We start from the raw sequence: 20,281 nt of genomic DNA on the forward strand, positions 1-20,281 counted from the left end.
AAAGGCGCCTGAATAACGATCATCCGATCGCTATTTAGGCGTTTTTTTGTTTTAAGAGGGGGTGTGGAAGTATGGAGAGGAATGAGCAAATCATTAGCGCTGGTATTGATATTGGAACAAGCACGACTAAGCTGATTTTGAGCAGGTTTACCCTTATGAATACTGCAGGGTCCTCCCATGTACCTCGTATTGAGATTATTGACAAAGAAATTATATACAAAAGCTCCATTTATCGAACTCCGCTTTTAAACGAAACTTTGATTGATATGAAGTCTGTTTTAGGACTTGTTGAGCAGGAATACAAAAAAGCTGGTGTGCGGCCGCAAGATATCCAGACAGGTGCCGTCATAATAACAGGAGAGACAGCAACAAAGCAAAATGCAGAAGAAATGCTGCATCTTTTATCCGAACAGGCAGGTGAGTTTTTAGTTGCAACTGCCGGACCTGATCTGGAAGGAATTATAGCAGGAAAAGGGTCGGGTGCCTTCCAACGCTCGAAGGAGACGGGTCAAACGATTGCTAACATCGATATTGGTGGTGGAACGGCTAATATTGCAGTCTACCAGGCAGGATTATTACGAGGAACCTGTACACTGAATATCGGGGGACGCCTGATTGAGTTTGATAATGACAGGGTAAAGAATATTTCCCCACCTGTACGTAAATTATTGATGCAATTAGGAATAACCCTTGCAACTGGCGACGGCGTGTCATTTGACTTTATACGTCCCGTAACAGAAGCAATGGCCCGTATTTTGGTCCATATATTGCAGCGGAAAATGACGAGAGATGACGAGGTCTTGCTTCTCGGACATCCTCCTGATTGGAAGGTTCCCATAGATCAAATCATGTTTTCCGGAGGTGTAAGTGAGTGCATTTATGGACATGAACCCTCATCTGATTCTTACGCGGATATCGGAGTGCATCTTGCAAAAGCTCTTCAAGATAATCCAGAACTCCAGGACTGGGAGTGGATTCCGCCAGCTGAAACCGTTCGGGCAACTGTTCTTGGTGCCGGAACGCAAACTACACATATCAGTGGGGCAACCATACAAGTGGATCCTGCCCGCCTGCCATTGAAAAATCTGCCTGTCTATCAAATTGGAATGGATCGAAATCTCGAGGATGGATCTCAAAAAGTTAAAAACGCGATCCAGCAAGCCATTCAAGTTTATGACCCGGCACTTGAAGGGAAAAACTTTGTCTTATATTTAACGGATCTTCCTTTTCTTCGCTTTCGTGATGTCCAGCAATTGGGGAATTGGCTGATTGATGCCTACAGGCTGCAGCCAAACCAAACCAATCCCATTGTCATTGTCCTTCAGGATGACCTGGCTAAGGTCCTAGGGCAAACCCTTTTGGCAATGCAGTCTGATCGGGATGTAATCTGTATTGACCAGATCCTTGTCGAACAAGGGGATTACCTCGATATAGGCAATAAGCTGCAATCAGAAGTGGTTCCCGTTGTTATTAAAACGCTCGCATTTCATTCGTAGGAAGGAGGTATAGCTTCATGATTATGAAGACTCGTTTGATAGGCACGGTATACCAATTTCATAACTTGAAAGAGTTGTTTGCCAAAGCCAATGAAGAAAAGTCAGGAGACCGTTTGGCAGGAATAGCAGCTGAATCTGTCCAGGAGCGGATTGCGGCAAAACAAGTATTAGCATCGCTCACCATCAGCGATATTCGCAATCATCCTCTCCTATCACCGGAGGAAGACGAGGTCTCAAGAATTATTGAGGAACAAGTAAATGAACCAGCCTATCGCAGAATTCAAAATTGGACAATGGCAGAGCTCCGGGAATACATCCTTGATGACAAAACTACAGGTGAGGACCTCCTGAGAATTAGCTGTGGGCTTACTAGTGAAATGATTGCGGGAGTCACTAAGCTAATGTCCAATCTAGATTTGATACATGCCGCAAATAAATTGGAAATTGTCACGAAATGTAATATAGCCATCGGCCATAAAGGTACACTCGCATCCCGTCTTCAGCCCAACCACCCTACAGACAGCGTAGATGGAATGCTTGCTTCTTTAAAAGAAGGGCTTGCATACGGAATTGGCGATGCAGTAATCGGGATTAATCCGGTTGATGACTCCGTTGAAAGTGTAAAAAGATTACTGCATGCGACCCATGATTTTATAGGTAATTGGAATATCCCAACACAAAATTGTGTACTTGCGCATGTCACTACTCAAATGAAGGCCATTGAGCAGGGGGCTCCGGCTGATATGATTTTTCAAAGTATCGCCGGAACCGAAGCGGCCAATAAATCATTCGGCATCACAGCATCATTATTGGATGAAGCAAATGCAATGATCCGGCAACTAGGGACATCTGCAGGTCCACAGCGTTTATATTTTGAAACAGGCCAGGGTTCAGAGCTTTCTGCTGAAGCACATTTTGGGATTGATCAAATGACGCTTGAATCCAGAAATTACGGTTTTGCAAAGAGGTACGATCCATATATTTTGAACACAGTTGTCGGGTTTATTGGACCGGAGTATTTATACGACTGTAAGCAAGTGGTTCGTGCAGGGCTTGAGGACCACTTTATGGGCAAAATGCATGGGATTCCAATGGGAGTGGATATTTGTTATACGAACCATATCCGTGCCGATCAAAATGATATTGAAGATTTAGGGGTGCTGCTTACTGCTGCAGGAGTAAACTTTGTTATCGCCACTCCAATGGGAGATGATTGCATGCTAAATTATCAATCTCTTAGTTATCATGATGTGGCAACATTACGCCAGACGATGAATCGCCGGCCAGCCCCATTGTTTGAAGCATGGCTGGAGAATGTCGGGATCATGAAAGATGGCAAGCTTACATCCCGTGCGGGAGATTTAACCCTGTTCCATAAGTAAGGAGGTGAGATGATGAACACAGAGTTAATTGAGACCATTACAAAACTGATTTTGGAAAAAATCGGAGATACTTCGGAAGAAAAAGAGGTACCGCCCATTTCGTCCGACTCAGGCGCTGGAATGGTGAAGCTATGGGACCATTTATCATCTGAAAATCACTATATGGCTGCGGGTACCGAAAAAGCAGCAGATCCATATTCAGCATTGAATTCAGATGAGCTAGTGAAACTTTGGGGTCAAGCAGAATCTCCTGAAACCAATATTCCCTGCAGCGAGACGGCGGTGGAGGATACGATTCTTCCTGAATTGCAAACTCGAATAGGTGTCAGCTCCCCACTTAATGCAGAAGCATTGCAGGATTCGGTGACAAAAACACCAGCAAGAGTAGGTGTCGGAAGAGCAGGTCTTCGTCCTAAAACGGAAACATGGCTGAGATTTCGTTTGGATCACGGAGCTGCTGTAGATGCAGTGTACGGAAACGTTCCGGAGGAACTGCTTGAGTCCCTTAAATTCTTTTCAGTCAGTACGATGGCAGACCATAAAGAGGAATATATCCGCCGGCCTGACCTGGGAAGAAAATTGTCCGAGCAAGCGAAAATGACAATTCGGGAAAAATGCCAATTCAAATCGAAGGTGCAGATTATTGCTTCGGATGGGCTTAGTTCACAGGCAATTGAAAAAAACCTGGAGGATGTTTATTTATCTTTTTTACAGTCGCTTGATCAGCTAGGGATTGGCTATGGAACACCCTTTTATATTGAGAAAGGCAGAGTTGCTTCAATGGATGAAGTAGGAGAGATTTTAGAGCCTGAAGTGGTAGTTCTATTTATCGGTGAACGTCCTGGGCTCATAAGTTCAGAATCTCTTAGTGTCTATCTTTGTTACAAGCCAAGAAAAGGAACAATCGAAGCCGATCGAATGGTCATTTCAAACATTCATACAGGCGGTATTCCACCGGTGGAGGCAGGTGCTTATTTAGGCAGTGTAGTACAAAAGGTTCTAAAGTACCAGGCGAGCGGTGTCTCACTGGTGCATAAAGAAGGTTAGGAAGGATGGAATCGATGGAGCTTCGGTCTGTTAAAGCAGAAATTTTAGCTGTTCGTATCATCCCCAATGCAGATTTAGCACTTGCTCAGCCTTTTAATCTAAAGCCGTATCAGCGAAGCCTCGCAATATTGACGTGCACCATTGATGATGTGGGGTATACGGCTCTTGACGAAGCGACAAAACAAGCGGATGTAGAGGTTGTTTATGCCAGATCATTTTATGCGGGAGCAAGTCACGCATCAGGTCCGTTGTCGGGGGAATTTATTGGTATTATTGCTGGACCTTCTCCTGATGAAGTAATTAGCGGGGTAGAGGCAGCAAAAAATGTAATTGAAAATGAAGCATATTTTGAAGCCATTAATCCAGAAGGGACACATTCAATGTACGCTCATGTTGTGGCAAGAACCGGAAGTTATTTATCCAAGATTGCAAACATTGAAGAAGGTGCTCCGCTTGCCTACTTAATTGCCCCGCCATTAGAGGCCATGTATGGCCTAGATGCGGCATTAAAAGCAGCTGATGTTCAATTGGCGGCCTTTTACGGTCCGCCTTCTGAAACGAATTTCGGCGGAGGACTTTTAACTGGAAGCCAGTCAGCCTGCCGTGCAGCGGCAGAAGCTTTCAGGCAGAGCATTCTGGAGATCGCCCGGAACCCAATCGATTATTAACCCAGAAAGGAGGGGAACAAATGCAAATGGATCAGGACCTTCTCTCACTCCAGGAGATGAGAGATGCGGTTAAAAAAGCAAAAGAGGCACAAAAACTATATGAGGGATTTTCACAGGAAGCAGTCGACCGGATTGTGTTAGCCGCCGCTAATGCAGCTTTTGCTAAAAAGGATGAACTCGGCAAAATGGCTGTAGAAGAAACAAGTATGGGAGTACCCGAGCATAAGGCAATCAAAAACGAAGTAGCTTCTATGGGAGTATACGAATCCATTCGACAAATGAAAACTGTGGGGGTGATTCGGGAGAATAAAAATGAAAAAATTATGGAGATTGCCAGCCCCTTCGGTGTAATTGCAGGGATTGTGCCAACAACCAATCCAACATCGAGCGCTATTTTTAAAAGCCTAATAGCACTAAAAACAAGAAATGCTATCGTATTCAGTCCGCATCCGTCCGCTGCGAAATGCACGGTAGAAGCAGCCAGGATTTGTCTGGAGGCTGCTGTCAATGCAGGTGCTCCTGATGGAATTATCGGCTGGATCACAAAACCAACTATGGATACTACGCAGGAATTAATGCAGCATGGTGATGTGAACCTGATCCTCGCAACAGGAGGAGGAGCACTTGTCCGGACAGCTTATTCTTCAGGAAAACCCGCATATGGTGTGGGTCCGGGCAATGTCCCATGCTACATCGAAAAAACAGCCGATATTCAAAAGGCTGTGAAACGGATTGCAGACAGTAAAACATTTGATAACGGAACCATATGTGCTACTGAACAAGCTTTGGTGGTTGATCGAAACATTCGGGAGATGGTCATTCGGGAATTTAAGAAACACGGTGCTTATTTCCTAAATGATGAAGAAAAACGAAAACTCGAAATTGTTGTTTCTCCATCACCGGGAAAATTAAATCCGAAAATCGTAGGCCGACACGCATTGGTAATAGCAAAAATGGCTCAAATTGACGTTCCGGAGGACACAAGGATTCTAATTGCAGAAGAAACAAAGGTGGGAAAAGACGTTCCACTTTCAATTGAAAAGCTTGCACCAGTGTTTCCTTTTTATACGGTTGATGGAGAAAAGCAAGCCGCCTCAATTTGTGACCAGCTTTTATCAATAGGAGGCAGAGGCCATACCTTGGCCATTCATTCTACTGATGAAATGGTCATTCGCAGATTTTCACTTCAGATGCCTGTATCCAGAATATTAGTCAATACACCATCCTCTATCGGGGCTGTAGGCGGAACAACAGGATTAAAACCTTCTTTAACGCTTGGTTGTGGGTCTTTTGGCGGAAACATCACAAGTGACAATATTAGTGCTGAACATTTAATAAATATTAAACGTATTGCATATGGCACAAAGGAAATCGAAGTTCCATTGCCGCAAACGACTGTTCAGCCGGAAAGCTCTTCCCTTACCAGTGATCAAATCCAGTCAGTCGTAGAAAAGGTTCTGGCAGGTGTCGGAAGAGGTACTTCAGTAGACCAGCAAACCATTACGCAAATGGTGTCAAAAGTATTGGCTCAGATTTAACTAGATTCATATAAAAAACTAATAAAATCAAATCTTAGGAGGAAACAAATATGTCAAGAGAACTTACTGCATTAGGAATGATAGAAACAAAAGGATTAGTTGCTTCTGTAGAGGCTGCAGATGCAATGGTAAAAGCCGCAAACGTACATTTGGTTGGGAAGGTTCATGTTGGGGGAGGCCTTGTAACTGTTCTTGTACGGGGTGATGTAGGTGCTGTAAAAGCAGCGGTTGACGCAGGGGCTGCAGCAGCCGAAAGAATTGGGGAGCTTTTATCTACCCATGTAATCCCTCGCCCGCATAATGAATTGGAAAGCATTTTACCACAAATCCAGCCAGAGTAAGGAAAGTGAGGGGGAAGATTCATGAACTCCCACGACATTCAATCAATTGTTGAAAAAGTTATAAAGGAAATCCAGGGGATAGAAACGCCTTCGATACCGATTGGCGTTTCTGCCCGTCATGTTCATTTAAGTAAAGAGCATCTGGAAATTTTATTTGGACCAAATTTTCAGCTCACAAAAAAAGCTGACCTTTCACAGCCAGGTCAATTCGCTGCAAACGAAACGGTTACCATCGCGGGTCCGAAAGGGAGCATTGAACGGGTCCGTATTCTTGGTCCGGTCCGCAGTGATACGCAAATTGAAGTCAGTAAAACAGATTCTATTAAGCTGGGATTAAATCCACCCTTACGAGAATCCGGGAATATAAAGGGGTCATCACCGGCAACAATTGTCGGGCCTTTTGGGAGTGTATATATATCTGAAGGATTGATAATCGCCCAAAACCACATTCATATGACAACGAGTGATGCGGAGCGTTTTAAGTTGCAAAATGGACAATACGCTCAAGTGAAGGTACGAGGAAAACGTCCGATTCTATTCGAACAAGTTTTAATCCGGGTTTCCCCCCGCTATCAACTGGAAATGCACATTGACACGGATGAGGCAAATGCCGCAATGTGTGTGACTGGAGAACAGGGAATCCTTTATATACCGAGTGGAACGCCATGAAAATCGATCAACAGGTCTTAGAGCAAATTATTCTTGAAGTAATAGCCAGGTTAAACGATAAGCCCAAACTTTTAATAGTGTATGAGGGGGTAAAAAGGCCGGAAAAAATTGAGTATATTATCTCAACACTGCAGGATTCCTGGCAGGTCAAGACCTGTAGTGATACCGATAGCTGTCTTTATGAGCAAACTGACTATCAGCATCTGGCTTTTTTGGATGTTAATCAGGATTTGCTTGTAAGAGGAGCGATGGGATTAACGGATACTCCAGGAAGCCGATTGCTGGCAAAAGCTTTGCGACAGGGAGACAATGTTCTATTCGAGCCTTCGAAAGAAATTCAATGGCTTTTAAAACAAGATAATCATTCCATTCCGGAACGTGTCGATCGATACCGTGGGCATTTATTACAGTACAAAAATAAGCTGGTTGAATTTGGAGTTTGGTTTGGTTTTATAGAAACCTTACGTCCTTCTCAAATTCTTTACGATCGTAAACTATTAACGGAAAACGACATTCTGAACATAGAGTCATCGGAACTACGAGTTTCTTCAAAAACAGTTATCACTCAATTGGCAAAGGATACAGCCAGAGAAAGAGGAATTCAAATAAGAGTCGATCCAGAGGGGCAATCATAATGCATATCGGTAAAGTTACTGGAAATGTATGGGCAACCCGTAAAGAGGATGGCCTGACAGGGCTTAAATTTTTATTTGTACAGTTAGAAGATCCACAAGGATTGCCTGTGGATACTCCTTTAATTGCAGCTGACCGTATCGGTTCAGGGATTGGAGATCGTGTCTTAATTACAAGAGGGAGTGCCGCACGCTTTATCTTTAAGGATGAGGATCTTCCAATTGATGCCGTAATAATTGGGATAGTTGATTCTATAGATGTGGAAAGCAGGTGAAAAAGATGGGAAAAGCTTTAGGCATGATTGAAACAAGAGGATTAATCGGGTCAATTGAGGCCGCAGACGCTATGATTAAGTCAGCAGACGTACAACTGATTAAACAGGAAAAAATTGATGGGGGATTGGTAACCGTCCTTGTCGAAGGTGATGTTGGCGCGGTGCAAGCTGCCGTGGAAGCTGGTAAATTAGCAGCACAGCGTGTTGGACAATTAATTTCTGCTCACGTAATCCCACGGCCTGATGACGAGGTAGATATAATTGTAAAAAAAAAGTGATGTAAAATCAACGGCTTCTGCTCCTATTTTACATCCTTCCTTAGACTCCGAATTAGGTTAAAAGGAAGAGGTTCAAATAAATCAGAAAAAAGAAGCGTTCCAGGGTAAGTCGGAAGATACCTTTTGATACAGATAAACTCATGTATTGGATACGACCGAACAAGAAGGGGAAATACCAACTGGAAACGACAGAGGAGAATAACGAATGAATTGGTCTATACAGCTTAAAAACAGACATTTTCAATTTTCCTCATTGAAAGAGGTTCTAGCGAAATCAAGTGAGGAGAAAACAGGAGATAAACTGGCTGGTATCTCAGCAGTATCTTCCCTTGAGCGGATGGCAGCAAAAGTAGTTTTAAGTGAAATTCAATTAAAAACCTTTTTTGAAAATCCAGTCATTCCCTATGAAACGGATGAAGTTACCCGTGTCATTTACGATGATCTGAATCAGACGATTTACCGTGAAATCCGGGAGTGGACTGTTGGCGAATTACGCGAGTATATTTTATCCCACCAAACCGGCCTGCAAGAACTGTCGCGAATTTCACAAGGCTTAACTAGTGAGGTAATATCGGGAGTTGCAAAATTGATGTCAAGCATCGATTTGGTAATGGCTTCGCAAAAGATGAGATTCCAGGCACGATGCAATACCATTATAGGGGAGGAGCGAAGATTGGCCTTTCGATGTCAGCCGAACCATCCGAATGATGACCCTGAAGGTATTTTGTATTCCTTGAAAGAAGGCTTATCATATGGTTCCGGCGATGCGGTAATTGGCATCAATCCAAATATCGATACAGTTGAATCAGTTTCTCGTCTTCTTCATATGACACATGAATTTATGGAAAAGTGGAAAATTCCTACTCAAAACTGTGTCTTGGCACACATTACCACACAAATAGAAGCATTAAAGAAAGGTGTTCCGATTTCACTTATGTTTCAAAGTTTAGCGGGTACCCAAAAAGGCAATGAAGCCTTTGGGCTGTCTAAAAGCCTGTTAGACGAAGGTTTCGAATTAATGAAACGATATGGAACTGCAACTGGTCCAAATCTTATGTATTTCGAGACAGGGCAGGGTTCAGAGGTTTCATTAGATGCCCACCTGGGAGTGGATATGCAAACACTTGAATCCCGAACATACGGGTTTGCGAAGCACTGGAAACCTTTCATGGTTAATAATGTATCAGGTTTTATAGGGCCTGAAACGTTATATGACGGCAGACAAATGATTCGTGCAGACTTAGAGGACCTATTCATGGGGAAAATGCATGGATTGCCAATGGGAATTGCTCCTACCTATACAAATCATATGTACGCTGATCAAAACGACCAGGAAATGGCAGGAATGCTTACCACATTAGCGGGAGCGAACTTTTATATGGGAGTTCCAGGTGGAGACGATGTGATGTTAAACTACCAGGATACTAGCTTCCATGATGATGCAAGCTTACGGGAGTTATTTGGATTACGGCCATTACGTGAATTTGAAAAATGGCTGGAACGAATGGGGATTATGGAAAACGGCAAACTTACGGAAATTGCAGGAGATCTAAGTATATTCGATTAAGGAGGTGAACGATGAAAACTCTTACTGAAGAAGTTGTGGAGATGGTCATAAAAGCATTGGAAGCACAGAAATCTTCTTCAAACGAGAAGCGGGAAGGTCCTTCTTTAAACATAAAATTTTCAGAGTATTCCGAAATAGGTGTGCTTAATCCCCGGAACCGGGACTCGATAGTGCGGGCACAAGCCATTACACCTGCCCGGATTGGAATTGGCAGGGCTGGAACGCGTATGAGGACATCCAGTTATCTTCGATTTCGGATCGATCATGCGGCTGCTCAGGATGCGGTCAGGAAAGATGTTAATGAGGAAATCTTAAAACAATTTAATCTGCCAATCTTGAAAACGATTGCTGCTGATATGGATACTTACTTAATGAATCTTGACGCAGGAAGAAAATTAAGCGATTGTTCAGCGGAGTGGCTGGAGAAAAACATTGAAAAGGGGAACCAGGTTCAGATTCTTGTTTGTGACGGTTTAAGTTCTTCCGCCGTGGAATCGAATATGCCAGATCTGCTTCCCGCGCTGATACAAGGACTTAAACTTAAAAATATTACAGTTGCTCCTCCTCTGTTCATAAAAAGGTCACGCGTGTGGGTACAAGATCATGTTGCTTCAATTGTAAATTGTGATCTCATTATTTCTCTTATAGGGGAGCGGCCTGGTTTGGCAACTGCCGAAAGCCTTAGTGCATACATGGTATATCGACCAAATGAAAAAACAGTTGAGGCTGACCGAACCGTTATATCCAATATTCACAAAGGTGGGCTGTCTCCTGTAGAAGCAGGAGCCTATCTCTCAGACTTATTGGCAAAAATGTTGATATCCAAGTGCAGCGGAGTTCAATTTTCACAAAAACGCTATCTTGAAACGAACTAATTCGGTGGAAGTATTAAGTGAATGTGCTTTTCAAAAACGGTTAATATAGGGGGTATAAATCATGGTAATCGGTATTTTGTTAATTGTCGTTACCTTGATATCCATGTTTGGTATTTTTGTGAAAGCCAATCAGGGAATCAAGAAATCACGTACAAAGGGGAATGCTGGAGACGATTTAAATGCGTTCGGATATAAACAAGAATTGCTTCGTGATATGGGTGGTTTTTCCAACTTTGCGGTTTCATTTTCAGTTATCTCGATTCTTACTGGAGGAGTCACACTTTATGGTTTAGGTTTTTCTAATGGAGGACCCGCAATTATCGGGATAGGATGGGTATTAGTAACTTTATTCTGTTTGTTCATGTCGGCTTCGCTGGCGGAATTAACCTCTGCTATTCCTACATCAGGAGGAGTTTATCACTGGGCATCCATTCTTGGTAATCGAACAACTGGCTGGTTTTCCGCTATCCTTAATACAATTGGCCAAATTGCTACACTGGCTGGAATAGATTACGGTCTGGCTGGATTTGCCTCAGCTTTAATTTGGGAAAATCCAACTCATACAGAAGTAAATCTTCTTTGTGCAGGGATATTATTAAGTCATGCACTTCTAAATCATTTCGGAATTCATCTTGTTGCCAAGCTGAATGATGTTTCAGCTGTTTATCATATGGCAGGGGTTGCGGTAATTGTGGCAGCATTGGCATTTTTTGCACCAAGTCATCATTCTATTTCTTATTTATTCGATACAACTTTTTCTACCCAAGCTAATAGCCTCCATATTCCTTATGGTGTAGCATTCCTATTCGGGCTTCTTCAAGCACAATGGACGATTACTGGATATGATGCATCCGCTCACGTCAGTGAGGAAACAATTGACCCGCGCATTAGAGCTCCTTGGGGTGTATACATGTCGGTTGTGGTTTCAGGGATATTCGGATTCTTGCTCCTTTCGATGGTGACCGTTTCCATCACAAATCAGGTGCAGGTAGCAGCTGCTCCGAATGCATTTCTAACAGCAGTACAGCAGGCTCTGGGAACTAAATTCGGATCATTCCTATCCTGGATGGTAGCAGCAGCTATGTGGTTCTGTGGTCTGGCATCCACAACCTCAACTTCCAGAATGATTTACGCTTTCTCTCGTGATAACGGCCTTCCTTTTTCAAAAATATGGGGGAAAGTATCAACCAAATTTCGTACACCTGCTCCAGCAATCTATCTTTCAGCTCTTTTAGCACTTTTGTTAGGTCTTCAATCCGGTGTTTATGCAGCAGTAACCGCAATTTCAGTAATGGGCTTGCACACTTCTTACCTAATTCCTATTTTTCTTAAGCTTCGTGCGATCAATCGTAATGTTTGGACAGAAGAGGATGATGGACCTTGGCATTTAGGAAAATGGAGTGTTCCAGTGAATATTATTGCTTTGTTATGGATCGTATTTTTCGATATTTTATTTGTCGTCGCTCCTAACGATGTAACGTTTGGAAGCTATACCATGCATTACACAACAGGGAAGGCGTTTTTAGTGATATTGGCTATTGTTTTCTTCCTGTATTATGCCTTTGCAAGACGTTCTTACAATGGACCGCATCTAGGCACGTATGAGGATGTTAACATTCGGCTCAACAGCAAAGATGTTCAAGTACAGGAAAACAAAACAATATAGGAGAGAAATTCTATGGGATTTAAAAGAAAAAAAATTGCTGTCATTGGCGCCGGTTTTACCGGTGCCACAACTGCTTTGATGCTGGCACAGAAAGAATTAGGGGATGTGGTCTTACTTGATATGCCAAATCAGACAAACCCAACCCTGGGAAAGGCCCTGGATTTGCTCGAAACAAGCCCAATTCAAAAATTCCACGCGAACATAACCGGGACTTCGGATTATACAGATATTCGCAATGCTGACTTGGTGATTATTACTGCAGGTGTAGCCAGGAAACCGGGAATGAGCCGTGATGATTTGGTGGCAATAAACGCTGGAATTATTAAAGAAGTATCAGAAAATATACGGAATTATGCCCCTGACAGTTTTGTCATTGTACTAAGCAATCCTGTTGATGCGATGACCTACGTATGTTTTAAAACTACTGGATTCCCTAAAAATCGTGTCTTTGGACAATCGGGTGTACTGGACACTGCAAGGTTTAACACGTTTGTCGCTCAAGAATTAAATGTTTCAGTTGAAGATGTAACCGGGTTCGTATTAGGCGGGCATGGGGATGATATGGTTCCTTTGGTAAGATACTCTTATGCGGGAGGTATTCCACTAGAAAAGTTGATTCCTAAAGATCGATTGGAAGCGATTGTGGAACGAACACGCAAAGGAGGGGGAGAAATAGTTAACCTTCTTGGAAGTGGAAGTGCTTATTATGCACCTGCTGCATCTATTGTTCAAATGGCTGAGGCCCTCCTTAAAGACAAAAAAAGAATACTCCCTGCTGTTGCCTACTTGGAAGGAGAATATGGATATAAAAATCTTTATCTCGGCATACCTACTGTAATTGGAGGAGAAGGGGTCGAAAAGATTTTCGAAATTCCTTTAAGCAAGCAGGAAAAGCAGAAATTAGATAAGTCTGCTGAATCAGTACGAAATGTAATGCAGATTCTGACTTAGATCTTGATTGTATTTTTTACAGTTCCCTTGGACTAATGTCTGAGGGTTTTTTTTACGTCATTCAAGCAATGCACTTCCTCATGAACATCTTCAAATATCTTTTATTTATATTTAAAGAACATGAGTAAAGGTATGATAGAGAAAACCAACTACATCTGATATTTGCTTATTTTAGTCATATTAAGGAAAGTTAAAATCAAAAGTATGATTTGACGACATACTTACACCCATTTTACCGCACATCAAATGCACAAAAATTGCATAGACTTATTTTCTATAAGAGATGCCTCAAAACCCTCGATTTAACAGTATTCTATTAACTGTATGGTTTTTAATTTATCCCTATTTTTCTGCAACTTTATTTTGGGCCACTTCTTTTCGCGTCATCACCGATTTTGTAAAATTGCACATTAGCTGCATAAAATATCTTTTATGGCATAGTTGTTTGTTCATTTTGTTTTTGCTCTGTCTTTGCATCTCGATACTTATATGTATTGTTAAGCTTTCCAGATAAGCTGGGACATTCTAAAGCGTTGTTTAGAAAATGGAGATAACTGAGATTCTTGAGATAACGGTTTCTAAAAACGAATCTTACTTGTATATAAATAGAAGTAAATGTACGTAAACTCATGAATTTTTTGTAGGTTGTAAATTGTTTACCAATATTGAGAGTTCAGGTTATAATGGAAGGTGTTAAATTTCGGTTCTCGAAATTTTGTTAGGTGTTGAGCAAGAAAAAAAAACTGTTTAGGGAAGGCGAGAGCAACTTGAATAATTCTATTGGAAAGAAACGGCTACAGCTTGCCTTGCTTTTAGGCTCACTTGGAATTTTGGGGCCTTTTACAATCGATACCTATTTACCGTCTTTTCCTACCATTGTAAAAGAATTTCATACGACGGCTTCACTGGTGCAGATTAGTTTGACTTCCTGCTTATTGGGTCTTGGATTAGGGCAATTATTTATTGGTCCATTAAGTGACGTGAAGGGGCGCAAGAAGCCTTTATTGTTCTTCCTTTGCTTGTATATCCTGGCATCTCTGGCTTGCTCAATTGCTCCCAATATCTATTTCCTTATTGCGTCACGATTTGTGCAAGGGTTCGCAGCGTCAGGCGGAATCGTCATATCAAGGGCAATCGTTAGGGATCTTTATAGCGGAAAGGAATTGACAAAGTTTTTTTCATTAATGGTGTTGGTAGGGAACCTCGGACCAATTCTTGCCCCCATTGCCGGAGGAGCAATCCTGGCTTTTAATGATTGGAATGGCGTTTTTATTGCACTGGCATGTATTGGAATTGCATTAACCTTTACCGTTTCATTTAAATTAAAAGAGACGCTGCCAACTGAAAAGCGGGTCCCTAGTAATTTGCCTCAAGTTCTGAGTAATTTTGGTATATTATTTAAAAATAAAGAGTTCATGGGCTATGCATTTACTCAAGGGTTCATCACTGCCGGCATTTTTGCCTATGTTTCTGGTATTCCGTTTGTCTATCAGAATGTTTACGGTGTAACACCTCAACAATTTAGTCTTTTGTTTGGTGTCAATGGCTTGGCTTTGATTATTGGAAGTCAGTCGGTTGGCAGGTTAACAGACACCATTTCTGAAGGGACTTTTTTGAAAATAGGTCTAAGCCTTGCCAATGTAGCAGGTTTATGGCTATTAATTGCACTCTTATTAAAAGCCCCACTCATTGGGGTCGCTATCCCAGTTTTCTTCTTTATATGTTCCATTAGTATAATTGGAACGACGTCTTTCACCTTGGCCATTCAGTCACAAGGACATATGGCGGGCAGTGCTTCTGCTTTATTAGGTTTATTGCCATTTGTAATGGGCTCTCTAGCAGCGCCAATTGTGGGGATTGGAGGAGCATTCACAGGAGTTCCGATGGCAGCCGTCATTTTTGGCTCTAGCGTTTTGGCTTTCCTATGTTATTTTATCCTAGTAAGAAAAAACAAAACCCAGGAGACAATCCTGATGGTCAATCGGAAAGCATGAAATTACACAACCCCAGGAACCTTCAAATACTAGTAGAAGGAAAAGCCAAAACACAGTAGACTGAGTATCCCTTCAAGCAGGTGTTGTCTACTGATTTGACCGTGTGCGTTAATATCGCAAGCGCGCTTTTGTGTGGGGGAGGAGAAATAAGAAAGAATGAAATGAAGAAATATTGTAAAAGAAAAATAAATAACCATATACATTCAGCTTATGGTCAGTTAGTATGTTATAATGTAAACGAACCTTTGAAGCTTTAAAATCTTTTTATATTACCTGTACCATCTCCCTACTCAAAACGCTGAGTAGGGTTTTTTATTGTGTGTTTTTAAACAGACACATAAAAAAACAGGCTCTCTATAGAGAAAGCCTGTTTGTATAATTCATTTAAGATTAAGCTTTTTGAACGTTAGCTGCTTGAGCTCCACGAGCACCTTGCTCAACGTCAAACGTTACTTTTTGACCTTCGTCTAAAGATTTGAAGCCTTCGCTTTGGATTGCAGAGAAGTGTACGAATACATCGTCTCCATTTTCACGCTCGATAAAACCAAAACCTTTTTCTGCATTAAACCATTTAACTGTACCTTGTTCCATTTTTGTTGCCTCCTAGTGCGTTATCACACAATGTATTACTATCCTTGCCCAAAGTGATTTTCAAAGACGAAAAGTCGATCCTCATACAATCCTTTACACCGAACAAAAATAATTCTTCTTTATAATAACAGGAAAAGGAAGAGATTGCAAGTCTAACCTGGCAGTATTTCTGTAATGAGTGATAATGGAGTATAAACAAAAGGCTTATAACCCTAGCTTCTGAAGAAAAGCAGTGCTTTTTTCTTATGCGTCACTGATCAACATTTACTCTATCCCCTAACCAACGTTGAGAGAGGAAATTATATAAACTTCAGCTTTATAGGCTTGATTTTTCTACTGGATAAAGCCATTGGAGTAAACCAAATTGACATCAAAAACGTATTTTGTATAGTAGGGTGCGGAGGTTATGATTGGAGTGAATCGAATGATTTCAAACTCTGAATTCAAAATTTAGATTTGATAGACCTTTTGAGCGAGCGTCATAATTTGGTGCGAAAAATCGCAGAGAAAGTATGGAACCAGCAAAGTGAGATTTATATTTCAAATTCTGAATGGTATATAATGGCCAGGATATATAAAAAGCGGCCTACGATTTCGTATGTAACAAAGAATGTAGAAATTTCTAGCCAAGCGATACATAAGTTTATTAAAAACATTTCCGCAAAAGGATTAGTTGAAATTCAAAATGTAGAAAATAATAAGAAATAAAAGTGTATCCAGTTAACAGCTTTAGGTGAAGCGTGCACGAAAAGAACGAGGCGCTTAAAGCCGAGCTTGAGAATAAAATTGCAGAAAATATAGGTATTGAGCAAGTCGAAATTCTTAAAGATCTTTTAAAGTTAGATTGGGGAATCTAGCTATTAGTGAAAAGCGCCCACTTTGTCAGCATGCTGGACAATATGGGCGCTTTTTACTATGTAAAAAATAATAATGATCAATAAAGCATGGATAAAAGTTATTTCATCTTCTGGATCTGCTTTAAGACCATTTCATTAATGTCTTCCCAAGTAATGTTCAAGGACATAGCCATTTCTTTAAAAAGGAAATTTGGGGCCGTGTCCAAAAGTTTCCGATCTTGTTCGTACAGTTTTCTTCCATTAAGGTCTGCATCCAATTTTTTCTCAGCAGCGTATTTACAACCTTAACGATTTCCTTCCGATTACCTGTATTAACAATATTGTTATACAGAGAGTATCGAATGTTTGACTTGTCATTCCACTTTATACCCGGAACTTTAAAGGATTCGAGTAATTCTTGCGCTTCCTTTTTTTTAGAAGATCCAACATGATGACTTTATCATTCTTGACAGGAATGCTAATCGTTAAATGCTTACTGTTTTCTACAGGGTGCAGTACGTAATACATTATTGTGCTGCCTGAAATGGTTTTTTCGCATATATCATCAATTTTACAAATACCATGTGCGGAATAAATGATCAAATCTCCAATGTTATACACACATCATCGCCCCCTGGCAGTTATGGTTTCCATTTTATTAGCGAACCAGAATAGCTACTTAGCAACTCATGGGGTTGAACCAACAATGGCGGCAGCAGCTAGTTTCTCAGTTGTATTCACGATCAGTTTCGTTTTAGCACTGGTGAATATTGCCCTATCATTCTTCATTAAAAAGCCAAAGTAATCCATACACTTTATTTGGCTAATGGGGAGTTAAATAGGGATAATAAAACAAAAGCAGGAACCATGTAAATGGTTCCTGCTTTTTCTTATAAAGCGGAATAATGGGGATAGAATGTGTATAAAAGGGGGATTGCTAATTACAATATATATTAACTTCCTTTATTAGGATTGTTAATAGCAGTTAAAAAATTTTAAGTCCCATTTATCTAATAGAAGAAGGACCCACTAACGATTCGGGTTTCGTACCCATGATTAATAAACTGATTTTGGCGTAACCAGTATTTCTAAAATCAGAAAAAATCTGTTTCAATACTTGGAAGTGTTGATCGTCTTTTAATTTTTGTATTTCTTTTTTATATAATCTTAGAACAGAGCCATACACAAATTTCGGGGCATCTTGGCCAGGATTCTCATTCATAATTAAACATCCCATGTAATGATATTTAAATTGGAATGCACGTGTAAGATTAACGGTATCCAAAAGTTTTTCAAAAAGGTTAGGAAAGTCTTTTTTTAACTTCTCAATAGCTTCTTTTGTTGCTTTTAATTCATCAATACTAGATAAAGTTATCATAAATTTTTCCTCCCCTTATTTGTCCCATGGTTTTTCCAATGAAATATACGCAGCTAATTCTTTACTTTTTTGCCTTCTCAGTTTGCGCATTTCGGCTCTATCTTTACCTGTATTGTAGAGGAATTTTTCTTCTTCTGTTTCTGGTATGATACCTGGAACTTCTACAGGACGCTTATTTTCATCTAAGGCTACAAAAGTCAAAAATGCAGTAGCTGCGATTCTGCGCTCGCCATTCAGCATATCCTCGGCGATAACTTTACAAAAAATTTCCATTGAAGTTTTTCCTGTATATGTTACGAACGATTCCACACATACTGAATCCGTTTGATGAATAGGGCATAAGAAATCGATTGAATCAGTAGAGGCAGTTACACATTCCTTAACTCTGGAATGCCTGCGGGCTGATAAAGTTGCAGCATCATCTAATTTTTGCATTAAAATGCCGCCAAACAATGTATTATAGTTATTTAAATCGCAAGATAATACTTGAGCAGTATTAACAATGCGGCTTTCTTTTACTTTTTTTGCATTCATTTGGTTGCTTCCTTTCATGATTGGATTCTAGTATGTAATTACTATATCCATAGTGTTAAAAGGGTTTTCTTAAGTCATTCTACGCCGCATTATTCGTTTAGTAAAATGGTTATATTTCATCTTCGGTATAGCTTTTGGCTATGTAAATGCTTCCATATATTCTGCGCGTTTATATTTTGAGGAATGAAAAAAACGGTTCTCTAAACAGAACCGTTCGGTAAAAACAAAGCTATTAAAATTTAAGAAAATACTATTCGGAGATTAATTAATCTTCTTGATAAATTTTTGAAAGCCGCTCTATAGTGAAATGAAGCCATTCTTTTGCTGCAAAGGACATATACTGGTTCTTGCCCCAAATAATCGCTAACTTCCAACTGATTGATGGGTTTACGACTTTGACTGACCTTACATTTTTATTTAGATTATGGCAAACACTTTCCGGTAAAAGTGAAACTCCGAGCTTGGATGCAACCATTTCCTCAATAAAAGACTGTTGGGAACTTTCTGATATAATGTGGGGAGTAAAGCCTGCACTGTTACACGAATAAACGATTCGGTCGTTTAGTACAAAGTCCTTATTAAACAAAATAAATGATTCATTTGCCAATTCAGCTAAATTGACTTCCTCTCTTTCTGCTAAGGGGTGTGAAGGATGAATGATGAGCTTTAGATCTTCTTCCATAAAAGAGAAATGATCAAAGATTTCGTTTTTAGTTGGAAGAACAATCACACCAACATCAAGAGAATTGTTGCCCACATCTTCTTCTATCTTTTTTGAACCGTCTTCGACTAATTGAAAAGTAATCCCAGGGTACTTTTCGTGATACTCACCAACAATTTCCAAGAAAGTATGCGCATTAAATATTGGTGGCAAACCAATACGAATATGCCCTTTTTTAAGTCCTGTAAGGTTGTCTAATTCTGTTTCTAAATTTTTAAATGCTTTATCAATTAATTTTGCTTGCTCCAAAATAATTTTACCGGCATCGGTGAGGGTTAATTGCTTACGAGAGCGTTCAAAAAGTTCAATTCCTAATTCAGTTTCAAGTCTTTTAATCATTTTACTTATGCTTGGTTGAGTGATAAACAAGTTATCCGCCGCACGGGAAAAACTATTAAAATTTGAAACCTCAATAAAGTATTGTAAATGTTTGATATCCAATATGTACACCTGCTTGTAATCAATTTGTAGGGATAAAAACCAGAAGGATATATTTATAAGGTATCATAAATTTCTACAATTTATTATTAAACCAAAACTTTTCAAGTAACAAAAAAGACAAAAGCTAACTTATTAAATCTTCGGGTTCGGTAGAACATTAAGACTATTGTGAAGCGACAAAGAATAGTGAATGATATAAGGGAGAGAAAGTCTAGGGTGTTATATAGCTTAATGGTGACGAATAAATTTGTATTTGTTCATTTTAGTTCCATACTACCTGATAAGGTAAGGATTCCAAACGACCTCCATACCTTAAACAAGGACAAAATGTTTTTTCAATTTAGTTTCTAATCAAGATTTAGGAAACCCATAGTTAGTTTGCACAAAAATGCAATATTATC

The 20,281-nt window shown here is 40.4% G+C and carries 20 protein-coding genes and 1 pseudogene; 16 read left to right on the forward strand and 5 right to left on the reverse strand.

The genetic code is table 11. From position 1 onward, the window contains the following. The first annotated feature begins 71 nt into the window (after window positions 1-71). The 15 genes and pseudogenes from G8761_RS23090 (at window position 72) to G8761_RS23160 (ending at window position 15,379) form a co-directional block, all read left to right on the forward strand. Window positions 72-1,496, forward strand: coding sequence for an ethanolamine ammonia-lyase reactivating factor EutA (locus G8761_RS23090; protein WP_166030304.1), 1,425 nt, complete (start codon window positions 72-74; stop codon window positions 1,494-1,496). 17 nt (window positions 1,497-1,513) lie between these two features. Further along, the gene (locus G8761_RS23095; RefSeq protein WP_166030305.1) at window positions 1,514-2,878 is read left to right on the forward strand and encodes an ethanolamine ammonia-lyase subunit EutB; all 1,365 of its coding nucleotides are present in this window, start codon (window positions 1,514-1,516) and stop codon (window positions 2,876-2,878) included. Window positions 2,879-2,890: 12 nt separating this feature from the next. Next, window positions 2,891-3,925 carry an ethanolamine ammonia-lyase subunit EutC gene (gene eutC / locus G8761_RS23100; protein WP_166030306.1) on the forward strand — a complete coding sequence of 345 codons (1,035 nt, stop codon included), beginning with the start codon at window positions 2,891-2,893 and terminating at the stop codon, window positions 3,923-3,925. A gap of 14 nt (window positions 3,926-3,939) precedes the next feature. Beyond that, window positions 3,940-4,593 (forward strand): ethanolamine utilization microcompartment protein EutL, encoded by a 654-nt coding sequence (eutL, locus tag G8761_RS23105; RefSeq protein ID WP_166030333.1) that lies wholly within the window; start codon window positions 3,940-3,942, stop codon window positions 4,591-4,593. A 20-nt stretch (window positions 4,594-4,613) separates the two neighbouring features. Further along, a complete protein-coding gene (locus G8761_RS23110; RefSeq protein ID WP_166030307.1) occupies window positions 4,614-6,131 on the forward strand; it encodes an acetaldehyde dehydrogenase (acetylating) in 1,518 nt (505 codons plus the stop codon). Window positions 6,132-6,181: 50 nt separating this feature from the next. After that, window positions 6,182-6,472 (forward strand): BMC domain-containing protein, encoded by a 291-nt coding sequence (locus G8761_RS23115; RefSeq protein WP_166030308.1) that lies wholly within the window; start codon window positions 6,182-6,184, stop codon window positions 6,470-6,472. Window positions 6,473-6,493: 21 nt separating this feature from the next. Beyond that, a complete protein-coding gene (gene pduL / locus G8761_RS23120) occupies window positions 6,494-7,141 on the forward strand; it encodes a phosphate propanoyltransferase (RefSeq protein ID WP_166030309.1) in 648 nt (215 codons plus the stop codon). After that, a complete protein-coding gene (locus G8761_RS23125; RefSeq protein WP_166030310.1) occupies window positions 7,138-7,776 on the forward strand; it encodes a hypothetical protein in 639 nt (212 codons plus the stop codon). The genes pduL and G8761_RS23125 overlap by 4 nt, the downstream gene beginning before the upstream one ends. After that, complete coding sequence (locus tag G8761_RS23130; protein WP_166030311.1) at window positions 7,776-8,048, forward strand: EutN/CcmL family microcompartment protein; 273 nt, start codon at window positions 7,776-7,778, stop codon at window positions 8,046-8,048. Before G8761_RS23125 ends, G8761_RS23130 begins: the two co-directional genes overlap by 1 nt. A gap of 5 nt (window positions 8,049-8,053) precedes the next feature. Beyond that, window positions 8,054-8,302 (forward strand): annotated as a pseudogene (locus tag G8761_RS23135) (BMC domain-containing protein); the annotation flags it as partial. 229 nt (window positions 8,303-8,531) lie between these two features. Next, the gene (locus G8761_RS23140; RefSeq protein ID WP_166030313.1) at window positions 8,532-9,893 is read left to right on the forward strand and encodes an ethanolamine ammonia-lyase subunit EutB; all 1,362 of its coding nucleotides are present in this window, start codon (window positions 8,532-8,534) and stop codon (window positions 9,891-9,893) included. Window positions 9,894-9,904: 11 nt separating this feature from the next. Continuing rightward, window positions 9,905-10,768, forward strand: a complete 864-nt coding sequence (gene eutC / locus G8761_RS23145) for an ethanolamine ammonia-lyase subunit EutC (RefSeq protein ID WP_166030314.1) — start codon at window positions 9,905-9,907, stop codon at window positions 10,766-10,768. A gap of 61 nt (window positions 10,769-10,829) precedes the next feature. Beyond that, window positions 10,830-12,434 carry an amino acid permease gene (locus tag G8761_RS23150; RefSeq protein WP_166030315.1) on the forward strand — a complete coding sequence of 535 codons (1,605 nt, stop codon included), beginning with the start codon at window positions 10,830-10,832 and terminating at the stop codon, window positions 12,432-12,434. A 12-nt stretch (window positions 12,435-12,446) separates the two neighbouring features. After that, the gene (mdh, locus tag G8761_RS23155; RefSeq protein WP_166030316.1) at window positions 12,447-13,385 is read left to right on the forward strand and encodes a malate dehydrogenase; all 939 of its coding nucleotides are present in this window, start codon (window positions 12,447-12,449) and stop codon (window positions 13,383-13,385) included. Between the two features lie 767 nt (window positions 13,386-14,152). Next, window positions 14,153-15,379 carry a Bcr/CflA family multidrug efflux MFS transporter gene (locus tag G8761_RS23160; RefSeq protein WP_166030317.1) on the forward strand — a complete coding sequence of 409 codons (1,227 nt, stop codon included), beginning with the start codon at window positions 14,153-14,155 and terminating at the stop codon, window positions 15,377-15,379. Window positions 15,380-15,769: 390 nt separating this feature from the next. On the opposite strand, the gene cspC is transcribed toward G8761_RS23160, so the two are convergent. Together cspC and G8761_RS27420 are read right to left on the reverse strand one after the other, a co-directional pair. Further along, complete coding sequence (gene cspC, locus G8761_RS23165; protein WP_010331195.1) at window positions 15,770-15,970, reverse strand: cold shock protein CspC; 201 nt, start codon at window positions 15,968-15,970, stop codon at window positions 15,770-15,772. 1,220 nt (window positions 15,971-17,190) lie between these two features. Beyond that, window positions 17,191-17,427, reverse strand: coding sequence for a CarD family transcriptional regulator (locus G8761_RS27420; protein ID WP_338001022.1), 237 nt, complete (start codon window positions 17,425-17,427; stop codon window positions 17,191-17,193). On the opposite strand from G8761_RS27420, the gene G8761_RS23175 reads away from it, so the two are divergent. Next, a complete protein-coding gene (locus G8761_RS23175) occupies window positions 17,402-17,611 on the forward strand; it encodes a hypothetical protein (protein ID WP_166030285.1) in 210 nt (69 codons plus the stop codon). The two genes, G8761_RS27420 and G8761_RS23175, sit on opposite strands and share 26 nt — an antisense overlap. Window positions 17,612-17,812: 201 nt before the next feature. Here G8761_RS23175 and G8761_RS23180 read toward each other — a convergent pair whose 3' ends face one another. The 3 genes from G8761_RS23180 to cidR all read right to left on the reverse strand — a co-directional run bounded on the left by G8761_RS23180 (window position 17,813) and on the right by cidR (window position 19,880). Continuing rightward, on the reverse strand, window positions 17,813-18,184 hold the full coding sequence (locus G8761_RS23180) for a hypothetical protein (RefSeq protein WP_166030318.1): 372 nt from the start codon (window positions 18,182-18,184) through the stop codon (window positions 17,813-17,815). Between the two features lie 15 nt (window positions 18,185-18,199). Further along, a complete protein-coding gene (locus G8761_RS23185) occupies window positions 18,200-18,718 on the reverse strand; it encodes an acyl-CoA thioesterase (protein ID WP_166030319.1) in 519 nt (172 codons plus the stop codon). Between the two features lie 265 nt (window positions 18,719-18,983). Continuing rightward, window positions 18,984-19,880, reverse strand: coding sequence for a cidABC operon transcriptional activator CidR (gene cidR, locus G8761_RS23190; protein WP_166030320.1), 897 nt, complete (start codon window positions 19,878-19,880; stop codon window positions 18,984-18,986). Window positions 19,881-20,281 lie beyond the last annotated feature (401 nt).

The sequence above is a fragment of the Neobacillus terrae genome (assembly GCF_011393025.1).
GTDB lineage: Bacteria > Bacillota > Bacilli > Bacillales > Cytobacillaceae > Neobacillus_A > Neobacillus_A terrae.